Here is a 14,568-nt window from a genome sequence, read left to right as displayed (position 1 = left end):
GGCGAAGGTAAATGTGGTGGTAGCCACTAAACTTTTCTTTTTCCGATAAGTGAGAGGGCCATTAGGCCCTTTTTATTTAATATGAGGTTTTATTATGGCTCAAAATCAAACGCCTAACTTTGGCATGGTCGGTTTAGGCTTGCGAAGAGAAATGCTAGATGAGCTTGAGCATGCCATACCAAAACAAATTGAGTTTATGGAAGTGGCCCCAGAGAACTGGTTAAAGCTAGGTGGGCGCTTTGAAAAGCAATTTAAGCAGTTAACTAATAATAATCACTTTGTTTGTCATGGTTTATCTCTTTCTATTGGCTCACCTGAACCGCTCGATATTGAATTTATAAAGTCGTTAAAATCTTTCTTTGATAACCACGATATTAAAGCTTATAGCGAACATTTAAGCTATTGCTCAGGTAAAGGCCATATGTATGACTTAATGCCAATTCCTTTTACTGAAGAAGCGATCAAACATGTCGTTTCTCGGGTTAAGCAGGTACAAGATATATTAGAGCGACCACTTGTGCTGGAAAATGTGTCTTATTATGGTGCCCCTGGTCAGCAGCTATCAGAGCTTGAATTTACCAATGCTATTTTAGAAGACGCAGACTGCCAGTTGCTATTAGACGTTAATAATATTTATGTGAACTCGATTAATCATGGTTATGATGCACAAGCGTTTTTAAGTGGGCTACCAACTAATAAAATTGCCTATTGTCATGTTGCAGGCCACTACAATGAGGCTGATGACCTTATTATAGATACTCATGGCGCAGATGTTATTGACCCTGTCTGGCAATTGCTCGATAGCGCATATCAGGCACATGGTGTTTTTCCCACACTGCTAGAGCGAGATTTTAATATTCCGCCTATTAACGTGTTAACCAAAGAGCTGGATATAATCCATCAATTACAGGCAAAGCACCTTAAGTTGTTATCAACAGCACAAAGTGCTTAGCTGTTTGAATTTAATAAGTACTTGCTATTTTAGGGTTTTATAAGAGTCGTTATTATGAGTTTTATTGATGTGCAAAATGAGTTTATGGCCCATATTCGAGAGCCAAATAAGCAGCCGTGTCCAACCGATGTTGAAGACAGACGAATGGCTATTTACCGAGATCTGTTTTTTAATAATATTAATGGCTTTGTTTCATCGGCATTTCCAGTTTTAAAAACACTTTATAGTGATCAACAGTGGCTATTACTGGTTCGTAAATTTTTTAGTGAACATGATTGCCAATCTCCTTATTTTTTAGATATAGGAGAAGAATTTATTACCTATTTAATGACAAGCTATGTACCTAGAGAGTCTGATCCGGTGTTTATGCTGGCGCTAGCCCATTATGAATGGATTGAGCTTGACGTGTCTGTAATGAAGGCTGACTCCCGTGAGCTCCCTCTAAGCACTAATAAGCTTACTCATTCTCCTTTGTATTTATCTAAAACAGCGCGTAACTTAAGCTACGACTATCCAGTGCAACATATAAGTGAAGAGTTTCAACCTCAACAGCCTTCAGAGCAGCCGTATTTCTTTGTTGTTTACCGCGATGAGAGTGATGAGGTGCAATTTTTGGCCACCAATGCCATGACCGCCATGCTACTGTCTATTATTGAAAATGAAGCGGGGAGTACGTTTGAGCAGGTTTGCCAACAGGTTAGTGAAAATGCACCACAATTTAATCTTGAGCAAATAACACAAGGGGCACTCAGTACCTTAACAGCTATGGCACAGCGGCAAATTATAGTGACAAAAAATCAAGACTAAGCTCTTTATTGATTATTTCACATCGTCTATTATAGCGCCTTTATTTGTTGTGCTTAATAAAAGGTTGTACCCATGTCAGATGATAAAGACTTTAAAGACCCGTTCAATGCGGCTTACTTTTTTGCATTCTTAGCCGTATTTGCTGGAATAGGGTGTTTAAATGCCATTTTAGGTTGGATCACCAGCTTAACTTAATCAGGTTTTATTTTAAGGCTGTTGTTTTTCATCAGCCTTACATTTTTATCACTTCCCTCTCCCGACACTTTATAATTATCGCAAACTCGCAATTTACGACCACTTAAGGTTATAATCACCTGCTTTGTAATATTAATCATTGAGCAGTTAAAATTATGACTCAAGTAACACCAGCAATTATCAAAAACAGCATTACTACAATTGCTGATTATCCTAAAGCGGGCATTATGTTTCGCGATGTAACAACCCTAATGGCAAACCCTGAAGCGTTTAAAGCAACCATAGATGCATTTATTGACGCTTATAAAGACCAAGGTTTTACTAAAATTATCGGCACTGAATCACGTGGCTTTATTTTTGGTGCTCCGCTATCTTATGCTTTGGGAATTCCTTTTATCCCTGTTCGTAAACCAGGTAAATTACCGCGCGAAGTTATTCGCCAAGATTACCAACTCGAATATGGCGAAGATACACTAGAGCTTCATACTGATGCGATTGTAGCCGGTGATAAAGTCTTGTTAGTTGACGACTTGTTGGCGACCGGTGGTACAATTGAAGCAACAGCCAAGTTGGTTGCAAAATTAGGCGGTAACGCCACAGATGCTGCCTTTGTTGTATCACTTCCAGAGCTTGGTGGTGAGCAACGTATTGAAAAAATGGGCATCAATATTTTAAAATTGGTTGAATTCGAAGGCGAATAATCGATGAGTTATCAGGTTCTAGCGAGAAAATGGCGTCCTCAAACCTTTCATGAATTGGTTGGGCAGTCTCATGTAAAACAGGCGCTGGTAAACGCGCTGACTCAAAATAGACTGCATCACGCTTATTTATTCACTGGAACCCGTGGTGTTGGTAAAACCACCATTGCCCGTATTTTTGCTAAAAGCTTAAATTGTGATGAAGGTATATCTGCCACACCATGTGGTCAATGTAGTAGCTGTGTTGATATAGAGGCAGGGCGCTACATTGATTTACTCGAAATAGATGCGGCTTCACGCACTAAGGTTGAGGATACGCGTGAGATACTTGATAACGTTCAATATGCGCCAACGCGCGGACGTTACAAAGTATATCTAATCGATGAAGTACACATGTTGTCAAAGCACAGCTTTAATGCGTTATTAAAAACGCTTGAAGAGCCGCCTGAGCATGTGAAATTTTTGCTCGCAACCACTGATCCTCAAAAATTACCAGTGACTATTTTATCTCGCTGTTTACAGTTTAATCTGAATGCATTGTCGCAAGCTGAGATTAAGCAACAGCTTGAGCATGTGCTTACCCATGAGCAGCTTAATTTTGATAATGATGCGCTAAGTATTATTGCCAAAGCGGCCGATGGTAGTATGCGAGATGCATTAAGTCTGACCGATCAGGCTATTGCTCAAACAAATGGTGATATTAAAAATCAAGCTGTACAAGACATGCTTGGTTTAATGGACACCCATTACAGTCAAAGTTTACTTGCGGCATTATTAGCGCAAGATGGCACAGCCTTGATGAATGAAGTTGCTCAAGTCGCTAGCCGAAATCCAAATTACATTGCGCTGCTTGATGACTTAATTGCGCTAACGCATGTGATTCAATTGAGTCAATTAGTCCCTGAAGCAGCAGCGCTTGATAGCAATAACGCCGATTACATTGAGCATGTTGCAGCGCATACCCATGCCCAACAAATTCAAGTGTATTACCAGTTATTACTCAATGGCAAAAAAGATTTACAATGGGCACCTGAGCCTCGTTTAGGGTTTGAAATGATTATGCTCAGGTTATTGGCATTTGAACCTACGCAGTTGCAAACCAATCAACCTGAACCTAGCTCACAAGCTGCGCCAGAGCAAAATAGTGCAGGGCGTGCTAATGCACTGCGTGATATTTTAAATAAAAATAAACCAGCGCAGAGTAATGCTCCTCAAATTCAGCCATTAGCAACTAATACGCAGCCAACAAAAGCCGATGAGCCTGAGGTTTCAAAGCCTGATTATAGCCAAACACAGAATGAGCAAAGTTCGATACAAAGTCAGCCTCAAATTGTAGATACCCCTGTAATAAGTGATGAACAAGCGCAGCGTCAAAGCGAAGATGATGCCTACATGCAGCACAGTGATGTAGAACAAACTATTGCCGCACAATACGATGATGTAATGAGTAGCGCTGTTGATCAAGGGTTTAACCCTGAGTTAGCAAATGCCACAAGTAACGCAGATCAGTCTGCGTCATCAATGGGTGAGCAAGAAGCGCGAGCACAGTCAGCAATAGCGCGTATTTTACGCGATAGAAACATTTCGGGTGCCGGTAAGCTTTCAAGTGCCGCAATTGAAAAGCCAACTGAAGAAAAACCAGCACCGACAAAATCCGATTTTAGTCGCCCGCAGAGCAATGAAGCACAAACTGTATCACAGCAGCCACCACCATGGGATAATGAGGTGAGCGATGACCTGCAAAAAAAGCCTCAGCTCCCAGCACAGGGGAGCCGAGCTCAGGTAGCAAATAAGCCAGCGAGTAAAGTTGACTTTAAAGCAAAGCATCAAACGATTACTGAAAATTTAGCACCGGAGCTATTAGAGCAAATTAACCCGCAAAAACCAGCACCTGTTGTTGAACAAGAGCCTAGCATTCCGATACCTGATGATTTTCAAAGCCCAATTAGTGAAATCAGATTTGCCCATCAACAAGACGAATGGGCCTATTTAATAAAGCGTATGGGACTTGGCGGACGCATGCGCCAGTTTGCATTGCATTCAATTTTTACCAAACAAGACAATCATTTCCATATTGAAGTGGATGAATCGCAAAAGCACTTAGATACGCCAATGTTACGTCAAAAGTTAAATGTGGCGTTATCAAGTATTTATGGACACAACGTTGAGCTTAATATTGATTTTGCTAGCGGGGTGATTGACTCACCTTATTTGATTCAACAAAAAATTGATGCAGGTCGTCACCAGCAAGCGATTGATGTGATCACCAGCGATGAAAATATAGTACAACTTCAACAGCTATTTAGCGCTGAAATTGACGAAAACAGTATTCAGGCATTGTAATTAACGACCAGTGCCCTTATTTATACTCCAGTTAATGTATTAAAAGAAAGAGAGACGATTATGTTTAAAGGTGGAATGGGTAACATGATGAAGCAAGCGCAGCAAATGCAAGAGCGCATGCAAAAAGCCCAAGAAGAAATCGCAACGATGGAAGTGGTTGGTGAAGCCGGTGCAGGTTTAGTGAAAGTAACCATGCTTGGTAACCACAATGTTCGTCGTGTTGAGCTTGATGAAAGCTTAATGGAAGATGACAAAGACATGATTGAAGATTTACTTGCAGCAGCGTGTAATGATGCTGTTCGCCGTGTTGCTGAAGAAACTCAAGAGCGCATGGGCAAAGTAACAGGCGGTATGCAATTACCACCTGGTATGAAAATGCCGTTCTAAGCAATTATGCAACTTTCAGATAGTTTAACATCGCTAATAGAAGCACTTCGTTGTCAGCCAGGTATTGGCCCGAAATCTGCTCAGCGCATTGCATTTCATTTATTAGAGCGCGACCGCAAAGGTGGCACTCAGCTTGGGAATGCGCTAACAAAAGCGATGACGGCTGTAGGGCATTGTCAGTCGTGCCGCACGTTTACCGAGCAAGCGCAATGTGATATTTGCTTAAGCACTAAGCGTCAAGACAGTGGTATTTTATGTGTGGTTGAGTCGCCTACAGATGTGTTAGCGATTGAACAAACAGGCCAATACAAAGGACTCTATTTTGTATTAATGGGACATTTGTCACCGATTGATGGCATAGGACCTAAAGAAATTGGTCTAGACGTGCTTGAGCAAAAGCTTGCCCATGGCGGTATTAATGAAGTTATATTAGCCACTAACCCTACGGTTGAAGGTGAAACAACGGCTCATTATATTGCCCAGCTTTGTCATAAATACAAAGTGGGTGCATCGCGAATAGCTCATGGTATTCCTGTGGGTGGCGAGCTTGATTTAGTCGATGGCACAACCTTAATGCATGCATTTAGTGGCAGGCGCTTAGTCAGCCATGAATAGTTTATTTTAAGCTTAACTATTTGAACTTACTTTAAAAGCCTACATACATACTGTAGGCTTTTTTGTTGGCTTTAATTGCAATATAAACAAAAGTTTAAGGATGGTATGGCTGCAATAACTCAAAGTGCTAATGTGATTGTTGATGACTTTATCGCACCTGTTTGCCATGAACACATAAAAATTATTTATCAAGATGATGATATTTTATTGATCAATAAACCTAGCGGTTTGTTGAGTTTGTCGGGTAAAAACCCTCTTAACTGGGATTCGGTTCACTATAGGCTTGTTAATGGCCAACAAGGCGTTACCGCAGCGTTTCCTACTGCGATATTACCCCACCGTTTAGATTTGGGTACCTCCGGAGTGATGGTGGTAGCACTTAACGAGCAAGCAGCTAAAGCACTGAATCAGCAATTCCAATCCCGAAGTGTTAAAAAGCAATATCGCGCAATGCTCTTTGGATTGGTTGCAGAGTCTCAGGGAGAAATTACTGCGCCTATAGCAAAAGATAAAATGTTATTTCCGAAAGTGAAAATTTGTCACCAGAGCGGCAAACCCTCGCGCACTCAATTTAAAGTGGTTAAACGCTTTAACAAAGAGCAAAAAACTTTGGTCGATTTTACTCCTATAACTGGACGCACTCATCAACTTAGAATTCACAGTTTAATTTTAGGCCACCCTATACTAGGATGTGATTTATATAAAAATGATTGCAGTGAGCAGGGTGCTCAACGATTATTATTGCATGCCAGCGATTTATTTTTTGTGCATCCATGCACTGATAAGCCAATGCACGGGCATGCCACAACGCCTTTTTAGTTGATTAAGCCCTTTAAAGTGTCTTTGAATGGGGTTTTTTATTTTTTTTACTTGAACTTCTCACGGCTCACCCCATATTAAGTGCATAACGCAGACACTTTGCAAATTGGAGATACATAAATGACTGCAGCACAAAAAGAAACATTAGGCTTTCAAACAGAAGTAAAACAACTATTAAACTTAATGATTCACTCGCTTTATTCAAATAAAGAAATCTTTTTACGCGAGCTTGTATCAAATGCATCTGACGCCGCCGATAAACTACGCTTTTTAGCCCTTTCAAACGGTGACCTTTATCAAGGTGATGCAGATTTACGCGTACGTATAAGCGCAGATAAAGACGCTAACACAGTGACCATTTCTGATAATGGTATTGGTATGACGCGTGATGAAGTGATCAGCTCATTAGGCACCATTGCTAAGTCGGGTACGGCTGAATTTTTCAAAAACTTAACGGGCGATCAAAGTAAAGATTCACAGCTTATTGGTCAATTTGGTGTTGGTTTTTACTCAGCATTTATTGTTGCTGATGAAGTGACTGTTCGTACTCGTAAAGCAGGAGAGACAACAGCGGTTGAATGGCAGTCAAAAGGTGAAGGCGAGTACACGCTACAAGAAATCGAAAAAGAAGGCCGTGGTACAGATATTATTTTACATCTTCGTGAAGAAGAAAATGAATATGCAGATGAATGGCGTCTTCGCAGTATCGTAACTAAATACTCTGATCATATTTCTACACCAGTACAAATGTACAAGGCAGAAGTACCTGAGTCTGAAGGTGAAGATGGTGAAAAAATTCCGGCTGTTCCAGGTGAGTGGGAAAGCATTAACCGTGCAACTGCATTATGGACACGTGACAAATCAGAAATCTCTGAGGACGAATACAAAGAGTTTTATAAGCATGTAAGCCACGACTGGGAAGATCCGCTTAGCTGGGGACATAATAAAGTTGAAGGTAAAACTGAATACACCAGTTTGTTATACATTCCTAAAAAAGCACCCTTTGATTTATGGAACCGTGAGCGCCAAAGTGGTTTAAAACTTTATGTTCAACGCGTGTTTATCATGGATGACGCTGAACAGTTTATGCCAAGCTACTTACGTTTTGTTAAAGGCTTATTAGACTCAAACGATTTACCACTAAACGTATCGCGTGAAATTTTACAAGACAACAAAGTTACCCAAGCTATTCGTAAGGGGTGTACGTCGCGTATTATTAAAATGCTTGAGCGTATGGCTAAAAACAAAGCCGATGATTACCAAACATTTTGGAATGAATTTGGTCAGGTAATGAAAGAAGGGCCTGCAGAAGATGCGGCCAACAAAGAAAGCATTGCTAAATTATTACGCTTTTCATCAACGCACACCGACTCAGAAACTCAAGATGTTTCACTTGAGCAATACATTGAGCGCATGAAGGACAGCCAAGATAAAATTTACTATGTGGTTGCTGACTCATTCATTGCTGCTAAAAATTCACCACACTTAGAAATCTTCCGTAAAAAAGGCATTGAAGTATTATTGCTAAGCGATCGTGTAGATGAGTGGATGATGAGCCATTTAACGGAATTTGGCGAAAAGCAATTTCAGTCAATTACCCGCGGTGATCTAGATTTAGGTAAGCTAGATGACGAAGAAACTAAAAAAGCACAAGAAGAGTCTGAAAAAGAAGTTGCAGGCTTGGTTGAGCGTATCAAAACTGCATTAGGAGATGATGTTAAAGATGTACGCTTTACTCACCGCTTAACCGACTCACCAGCGTGTGTAGTGAGTGATGACAATGACATGAGCTCGCAAATGCAAAAGCTAATGGAGTCAGTAGGTCAAGCTGTTCCAGAGGCTAAGCCTGTGTTTGAATTAAACCCAGAGCACCAACTGGTTAAGCATTTAAATGATGAACAAGACGAAGATAAGTTTGCGCAGTGGTCACATGTACTACTAGACCAAGCCTTGCTTGCAGAGCGCGGTACGCTTAAAGATCCAACTGGATTTGTAACTCGCTTAAATAAACTTATGCTTGATTTAAGCAAATAAGTATAAAAATCAATGATTGAGTAAAAAGGGAACGTCTGTTCCCTTTTTTTATGCCCTGCTCGAAGGGTTCTGCCTAAGGGCGATTTACTCTTTGTTGCTTACATGGATGTAGGCAGGGGGGGTGAGCAGAACGCGGAAGCTTTACTCGGTTTTTACTTAGCCCAGTAGGTGACAAACCCCGCGCCGCGATTAAATTCTCCCTAGTTTGAACAAATATTAATCCGCAAAGGTCAACAGACCCTAGACAATTAGTATAAGTTACTTGAGTATCTGCAGCGCTTATGGAAGAATTCAGACTTTAAAATAAACTCTCATATTAGGGGACAATGATATGCGCATTATTCTTTTGGGCGCGCCGGGTGCAGGTAAAGGTACTCAAGCTCAGTTTTTAATGGATAGATACGGTATTCCACAAATTTCTACCGGTGATATGCTACGAGCTGCAATTAAAGAGGGCACACCACTAGGCCTAGAAGCAAAAAAAGTAATGGACGCAGGTCAGCTTATTTCTGACGATATTATTATTGGCCTTGTTAAAGAGCGTATTGCCAAGCCAGATTGTGAAAAAGGCTTCTTACTAGATGGTTTCCCACGCACAATTCCACAAGCTGATGCAATGAAAGAAAATGGCGTAGTGGTTGATCACGTTATTGAATTTGATGTTGCTGATGAAGTTATCGTTGAGCGCATGGGCGGACGTCGTGTTCATCCTGGCTCTGGCCGTGTTTACCATGTTGTTTACAATCCTCCAAAAGAGGAAGGTAAAGACAACGAAACAGGTGAAGAACTAATTATTCGTGCAGATGATACCGAAGAGACTGTTCGTAAACGCTTAGGTATTTACCATGAGCAAACAATGCCATTGGTTGACTACTACCAAGCAGAAGCTAAAGCGGGTAATACTCAGTACCATAAATTAGATGGTACCCAAGCGGTTGAAGCAGTAAGCAAGCAACTAGCTGAGCTACTAGGTTAATTTTTTAACCACACAGCAAAATAAAAAACCGCTTTTATAGCGGTTTTTTATTTCCTGAAATTCGACCTTTAAAGCATTTTAAGCTTTTCAATGACGCTATCATATTCAGGCTCGGTTGATAAACTACTAACTAATTGCTTATAAATAACCTTATGGCTCTTATCAAGAATAAAAACAGAGCGGGTAAGTAATCCCATATCTTTAATGATTAAGCCATACTGTTGACCAAAATCACGCCATACAGAATCAGAAAGTGTCGTTACTTTATCGATATTTTCGGCCTTACAAAAACGCTTTTGCGCAAATGGTAAATCGGCACTAATAGTGATCATGGCCACGCCTGGAAATTGTTGGGCGACTTTTTCATTAAAGTGCTTAGTTTGTAAGCTACAAATACCGGTATCTAAGCTCGGAACAACACTAATTAATACAGCTTGGCCTTTATAATCTTCTAACGTAACAGCAGTGAAACTGTCATTAACTACTTTAAAGTTAGGGGCATCTTCACCAACTTTAAGGCCTTTCCCTAATAAGGTAACTGGCTTACCTTGTGCAGTTACTTTTCCTGCATCGAGTGTGTTTTCGGGTAAATCTGCGGCAAAACTGGCACAGCAAAATAGGCTTAATGCAAAAGCTAATGTACGACGCATGGAGTTTTTTCCTTTTAAATTAACGCAATAGTTGTGAGTGTATTATAATGTAGATAAGTAACCAAGCAGAAAAATCCACAGCTTTATTTTTGCCTAAAATTGAAAATAAGTAATACATTGATTACTATGTATGTATAAGAAATAGGTATTATTTTTTATGTATCCGTGGCTTGTTCTACACGCTTAAAATTACACCCAGTTTTAAAATAGTGAGATTGTATGTCAACATCGGTTTTAATATGTGATGATTCAAAATTAGCACGACGCCAGTTGGCTCGTTCCTTACCCGATGATTGGGATATTAAAATTGAATTTGCATGTGACGGTGTAGACTGCATAAAACAAATAAGCAAAGCCCAACCTGAAATTCTTTTCCTTGATTTAAATATGCCAGAGATGGACGGCTATGGTGTGTTGGCAGCAATGAAAGATCAGGGACTAGACGTGCTCACTGTGGTGGTATCGGGCGATATTCAACCAAGCGCACATCAACGTGTACTTGAACTTGGCGCCATAGACTTTATTCAAAAACCATGTTCCCCTGAAAAGCTCGCTGCCATTATAGAGCACCATGGTATAAGAGATAGAGCACTGCGTGAACGTTTGTCCCACACTTTAGGCGAACAAGTTGACCCTGATGTTCGTGATATATACCAAGAGCTGACTAATGTTGCTATGGGCCAAGCAGGGGATCTACTTGCACGACTGCTTAATGTATTTGTTAAGCTACCCATTCCTAATGTTAATGTTTTAGAGGTCAGTGAGCTTAATATGGCGCTAAGCTCTGTTGATACCAATGACACTACGTCGGGTATTTGCCAAGGCTTTATTGGCGGCGGGGTATCTGGTGAGGCGTTATTACTTTTAAATGATTCTAGTTTTAAAGAAATAGCCTCATTAATGAATTACGAAGGTGAATTAAACGACAAGGTTGAGTTAGAGTTGCTAATGGATGTAAGTAACATTTTAATTGGCGCTATATTAACAGGCTTATCAAAGCAGCTCGACATGACCTTTAGTCAAGGCCACCCCATTGTATTGGGCCAGCACCGTGATGTTTCTGAGCTTGTTCAGTCTAATAAGTCGCGTTGGCAACGGACACTTGCCATAGAAATTAGTTACGGTATTGAAAATCATGATATTAGTTGTGATTTAATGTTGCTCTTTACTGAAGATTCACTTAAAACTTTGAAATATAAAGTTGCCTATCTACTGGAAGATTAAATATTTATGCCAGCTGATTTAGATTTAAATGAAATCCATTGGTTAATGGACATGTTTAATACTGTTGATGTAGGCCTTGTGGTGCTAGATAGAGACTACAAGGTATGCGTTTGGAATGGCTTTATGGAAAACCATTCTGGGCTGTTACCGAGTGCAGTAAAAGATAAAGACTTGTTTGATCTATTTCCAGCCATAGATGAAAAATGGTTTAGAAGTAAAGCTGAGTCAGTGTTTGTATTAAAAAATCGCTCATTTACTATTTGGGAACAGCAGCCGTATATTTTTCGTTTTAAAAATTATCGACCGATTACAGGTAAAGCGGATTATATGTATCAAAACGCCACGTTTATTCCACTTACGAATGTACGAGGGGAAGTAGAGCATATTTGTATTATTATCTACGATGTAACGGATATTGCAGTTAACAAAAAAGAGCTTGAAGAGTTAAACAAAAAATTAGAGCAAGTAAGCCAAACTGACAGCCTTACCCAGCTTGCAAACCGAGGACATTGGGAGTATTTGTTACATCAAGAATTTTTACGTACTAAGCGCAGTGAAGGTTGCTGCTCGTTATTAATTTTTGATATTGATCACTTTAAAAAGGTAAACGATGACTTTGGTCATAGTGCTGGAGATGAAGCACTTCGTCATATAGCGAGTTTACTTAAAACTGCATTGCGTGAAACTGATATTGCTGGGCGATACGGCGGTGAAGAGTTTGTTGTTACTTTATTAGATACCGATAAACAAGGGGCTATCGTATTTGCTGAGCGCTTACGCCAATTAATCGAAACCTCACCAGCGAAATACAAAGAGCACACTATGCATATGGCCATTAGTGTGGGTATTGCCTGCTTTGACAACGAGTTTAAAGATCATGAGCGTTGGATTGAAGCTGCCGATAAAGCACTTTATCATTCAAAAGAAACCGGTCGAAATAAAGTGTCGGTATATGCTGATATAAAAAATGATGCGTAAGCATCATTTTTAATTGGGAGGTAAAATAAGTAAATCAGTTTTGAGTAAACGTATTATTTTTTCTGCGGTATTACCAATGAACTTAGCTTTAATCCCGATATTTCCTACAGAGCCTATAATCACTAAATCAGCATTAAGCTTAGCCGCTAAGCAAGATCACCTGCTCGGGTAGCCCCGCTTTAATATGAAGCTTATCGTGTAAGTTATTATCATTTATAAGGGCCTGCTGCGATTGTGGTCGTTTCTCAAACGCATTAACGAGTTGCTCCTTAGAAAAAACCAAGCCTAAATCTCTTAATATTGGAGAAATATAGACAGTATAACCTGCATAAAACTCACAATTGGTTCGCTATGCATATTTTTACTCTGTTGTATGGCGTGAGTCATCGCTTGGGCATTGACCAATGGTTGAAATATCACCAGAATTTGACTCCTGTTCCAGTTTTACCTTAAAGCCCCATAGTCTGTAAAGGTGTTTTAATACCTCCTCATGGGAGTTGGCCAGTGGAATGGCGTTGTGAGGGATATATCGCAGGGTTAATGAGCGATCGCCACGCAAGTCTACATCGTAAACTTGTATGTTAGGTTCATGATTACTAAGGTTATATTGTGCAGAAAGTGCCTCTCTAACCGCTTTGTAGCCATTATCGTCATGAATAGCGCCTATTTCTAAATGTGGGTTGTTAGCATGGTCTACTATAGTGAACAATTTAAAGTCTCTGATCAGTTTTGGCGATAAAAATTGGCTAATAAAACTTTCATCTTTAAAGTTTTGCATTGCAAAGTGAAGAGTTTCAAGCCAGTCACTACCAGCATGTTCAGGAAACCAGCGTTTATCTTCTTCTGTCGGGTTTTCACAAATTCGGCGTATATCTACCATCATATTAAAACCCAGCGCATAGGGGTTAATACCTGAGTAATAATCGCTATTATAAGGGGGTTGATATACAACATTTGTATGGCTTTGTAAAAACTCTAACATAAATGAGTCGGTTAGTTTTCCCTCATCATATAAGTGGTTCAAAATAGTGTAGTGCCAAAAAGTGGCCCAACCTTCATTCATAACCTGTGTTTGTTTTTGCGGATAAAAGTACTGCGATATTTTTCGCACAATACGTACGATTTCTCGTTGCCATGGCTCAAGTAAAGGAGCATTTTTTTCAATAAAATACAGAATGTTTTCCTGTGGCTCTTGCGGAAAGTGACGCTCACTTTTTTTTGATTCTTGCTGCTGAGAGGGAATGGTACGCCATAGTTCATTAACTTGTGATTGTAAGTACTCAGCCCGTTCTTGCTGGCGTTTTTGTTCTTCAAATAACGAAATACGCTGCGGACGTTTATACCTGTCAACACCATAACTCATTAACGCATGGCAAGAGTCGAGTATGCTTTCTACTTCAGATATACCGTATTTCTCTTCACAGCGGCTAATATAGTTTTTAGCAAACAATAAATAGTCAATAATAGAACCGGCATCAGTCCATGTTTTAAATAAATAATTCCCCTTAAAAAAAGAGTTATGCCCGTAACACGCATGTGCCATAACCAATGCCTGCATCGGCAGCGTATTTTCTTCCATTAAATAAGCTATACATGGATTGGAGTTAATCACAATTTCATATGCAAGGCCCATTTGACCTCGTTTATAATTTTGTTCTGTTTGGATAAACTTTTTACCGTAAGACCAGTGAGTATAGCCAATAGGCATGCCTACACTGGAGTAAGCATCCATCATTTGCTCAGCAGTGATCACTTCAATTTGGTTAGGGTATGTGTCTAGTTTATAATGCTCAGCAACACGTGCAATTTCATCTTGATATTGCTGAAGTAACTCAAAGGTCCAATCGGGCCCATCACTGATTCGCTCGTTATTCATATTGCTACCTCGCT

Annotated in this window: 15 protein-coding genes; 12 read left to right on the top strand and 3 right to left on the bottom strand. The window is 40.0% G+C overall.

What is annotated here, in order from left to right:
• The first annotated feature begins 94 nt into the window (after window positions 1-94).
• The 10 genes from CWB78_RS17275 (at window position 95) to adk (ending at window position 9,826) form a co-directional block, all read left to right on the top strand.
• Window positions 95-952 carry an HvfB family MNIO-type RiPP peptide maturase gene (locus CWB78_RS17275; RefSeq protein WP_010388581.1) on the top strand — a complete coding sequence of 286 codons (858 nt, stop codon included), beginning with the start codon at window positions 95-97 and terminating at the stop codon, window positions 950-952.
• Between the two features lie 54 nt (window positions 953-1,006).
• Window positions 1,007-1,759, top strand: coding sequence for an HvfC family RiPP maturation protein (locus CWB78_RS17270; protein ID WP_138596687.1), 753 nt, complete (start codon window positions 1,007-1,009; stop codon window positions 1,757-1,759).
• A gap of 72 nt (window positions 1,760-1,831) precedes the next feature.
• Complete coding sequence (locus CWB78_RS19090; RefSeq protein ID WP_008109320.1) at window positions 1,832-1,954, top strand: hypothetical protein; 123 nt, start codon at window positions 1,832-1,834, stop codon at window positions 1,952-1,954.
• Between the two features lie 155 nt (window positions 1,955-2,109).
• Window positions 2,110-2,655 carry an adenine phosphoribosyltransferase gene (gene apt, locus CWB78_RS17265; RefSeq protein WP_008109316.1) on the top strand — a complete coding sequence of 182 codons (546 nt, stop codon included), beginning with the start codon at window positions 2,110-2,112 and terminating at the stop codon, window positions 2,653-2,655.
• A gap of 3 nt (window positions 2,656-2,658) precedes the next feature.
• Window positions 2,659-4,995, top strand: a complete 2,337-nt coding sequence (gene dnaX, locus CWB78_RS17260) for a DNA polymerase III subunit gamma/tau (protein WP_138596685.1) — start codon at window positions 2,659-2,661, stop codon at window positions 4,993-4,995.
• A gap of 60 nt (window positions 4,996-5,055) precedes the next feature.
• Window positions 5,056-5,382, top strand: coding sequence for a YbaB/EbfC family nucleoid-associated protein (locus CWB78_RS17255; RefSeq protein WP_010388590.1), 327 nt, complete (start codon window positions 5,056-5,058; stop codon window positions 5,380-5,382).
• 6 nt (window positions 5,383-5,388) lie between these two features.
• Entirely contained in the window at window positions 5,389-5,997 is a 609-nt protein-coding gene (recR, locus tag CWB78_RS17250) for a recombination mediator RecR (protein ID WP_010388591.1), read from the top strand.
• Window positions 5,998-6,102: 105 nt separating this feature from the next.
• Window positions 6,103-6,816: an RluA family pseudouridine synthase gene (locus CWB78_RS17245; RefSeq protein ID WP_138596683.1), complete on the top strand. Its 714-nt coding sequence runs from the start codon at window positions 6,103-6,105 to the stop codon at window positions 6,814-6,816.
• Between the two features lie 120 nt (window positions 6,817-6,936).
• Entirely contained in the window at window positions 6,937-8,850 is a 1,914-nt protein-coding gene (gene htpG / locus CWB78_RS17240) for a molecular chaperone HtpG (protein ID WP_054201119.1), read from the top strand.
• 331 nt (window positions 8,851-9,181) lie between these two features.
• Window positions 9,182-9,826, top strand: a complete 645-nt coding sequence (adk, locus tag CWB78_RS17235) for an adenylate kinase (protein WP_008468042.1) — start codon at window positions 9,182-9,184, stop codon at window positions 9,824-9,826.
• A gap of 68 nt (window positions 9,827-9,894) precedes the next feature.
• On the opposite strand, the gene tpx is transcribed toward adk, so the two are convergent.
• The gene (gene tpx / locus CWB78_RS17230) at window positions 9,895-10,476 is read right to left on the bottom strand and encodes a thiol peroxidase (protein ID WP_138596681.1); all 582 of its coding nucleotides are present in this window, start codon (window positions 10,474-10,476) and stop codon (window positions 9,895-9,897) included.
• A gap of 219 nt (window positions 10,477-10,695) precedes the next feature.
• Between tpx and CWB78_RS17225 the strand changes: the two genes are divergently transcribed.
• Complete coding sequence (locus tag CWB78_RS17225) at window positions 10,696-11,700, top strand: response regulator (protein ID WP_010388597.1); 1,005 nt, start codon at window positions 10,696-10,698, stop codon at window positions 11,698-11,700.
• Window positions 11,701-11,706: 6 nt separating this feature from the next.
• A complete protein-coding gene (locus tag CWB78_RS17220; protein WP_138596679.1) occupies window positions 11,707-12,678 on the top strand; it encodes a sensor domain-containing diguanylate cyclase in 972 nt (323 codons plus the stop codon).
• Window positions 12,679-12,687: 9 nt separating this feature from the next.
• Here the strand turns inward: CWB78_RS17220 and CWB78_RS19000 are convergent, their stop codons facing one another.
• Both CWB78_RS19000 and CWB78_RS17210 read right to left on the bottom strand, forming a co-directional pair.
• Window positions 12,688-12,801 carry a hypothetical protein gene (locus CWB78_RS19000; RefSeq protein WP_249930473.1) on the bottom strand — a complete coding sequence of 38 codons (114 nt, stop codon included), beginning with the start codon at window positions 12,799-12,801 and terminating at the stop codon, window positions 12,688-12,690.
• A gap of 238 nt (window positions 12,802-13,039) precedes the next feature.
• Window positions 13,040-14,554, bottom strand: a complete 1,515-nt coding sequence (locus CWB78_RS17210) for a SpoVR family protein (RefSeq protein ID WP_075169069.1) — start codon at window positions 14,552-14,554, stop codon at window positions 13,040-13,042.
• Between the last annotated feature and the right edge of the window lie 14 nt (window positions 14,555-14,568).

This window comes from Pseudoalteromonas sp. S1612, from assembly GCF_005887175.1.
Taxonomy (GTDB): Bacteria; Pseudomonadota; Gammaproteobacteria; order Enterobacterales; family Alteromonadaceae; genus Pseudoalteromonas; species Pseudoalteromonas undina.
The sequence above is the reverse complement of the archived record's forward strand: the minus strand, read 5'-3'. Positions and strand labels throughout refer to the sequence as shown.

Coding starts and splice junctions, on each gene's coding strand:
- CWB78_RS17275 (WP_010388581.1), top strand. CDS start 95: ATGGCTCAAAATCAAACGCCTAACTTTGGCATGGTCGGTTTAGGCTTG.
- CWB78_RS17270 (WP_138596687.1), top strand. CDS start 1,007: ATGAGTTTTATTGATGTGCAAAATGAGTTTATGGCCCATATTCGAGAG.
- CWB78_RS19090 (WP_008109320.1), top strand. CDS start 1,832: ATGTCAGATGATAAAGACTTTAAAGACCCGTTCAATGCGGCTTACTTT.
- apt (WP_008109316.1), top strand. CDS start 2,110: ATGACTCAAGTAACACCAGCAATTATCAAAAACAGCATTACTACAATT.
- dnaX (WP_138596685.1), top strand. CDS start 2,659: ATGAGTTATCAGGTTCTAGCGAGAAAATGGCGTCCTCAAACCTTTCAT.
- CWB78_RS17255 (WP_010388590.1), top strand. CDS start 5,056: ATGTTTAAAGGTGGAATGGGTAACATGATGAAGCAAGCGCAGCAAATG.
- recR (WP_010388591.1), top strand. CDS start 5,389: ATGCAACTTTCAGATAGTTTAACATCGCTAATAGAAGCACTTCGTTGT.
- CWB78_RS17245 (WP_138596683.1), top strand. CDS start 6,103: ATGGCTGCAATAACTCAAAGTGCTAATGTGATTGTTGATGACTTTATC.
- htpG (WP_054201119.1), top strand. CDS start 6,937: ATGACTGCAGCACAAAAAGAAACATTAGGCTTTCAAACAGAAGTAAAA.
- adk (WP_008468042.1), top strand. CDS start 9,182: ATGCGCATTATTCTTTTGGGCGCGCCGGGTGCAGGTAAAGGTACTCAA.
- tpx (WP_138596681.1), bottom strand. CDS start 10,476: ATGCGTCGTACATTAGCTTTTGCATTAAGCCTATTTTGCTGTGCCAGT.
- CWB78_RS17225 (WP_010388597.1), top strand. CDS start 10,696: ATGTCAACATCGGTTTTAATATGTGATGATTCAAAATTAGCACGACGC.
- CWB78_RS17220 (WP_138596679.1), top strand. CDS start 11,707: ATGCCAGCTGATTTAGATTTAAATGAAATCCATTGGTTAATGGACATG.
- CWB78_RS17210 (WP_075169069.1), bottom strand. CDS start 14,554: ATGAATAACGAGCGAATCAGTGATGGGCCCGATTGGACCTTTGAGTTA.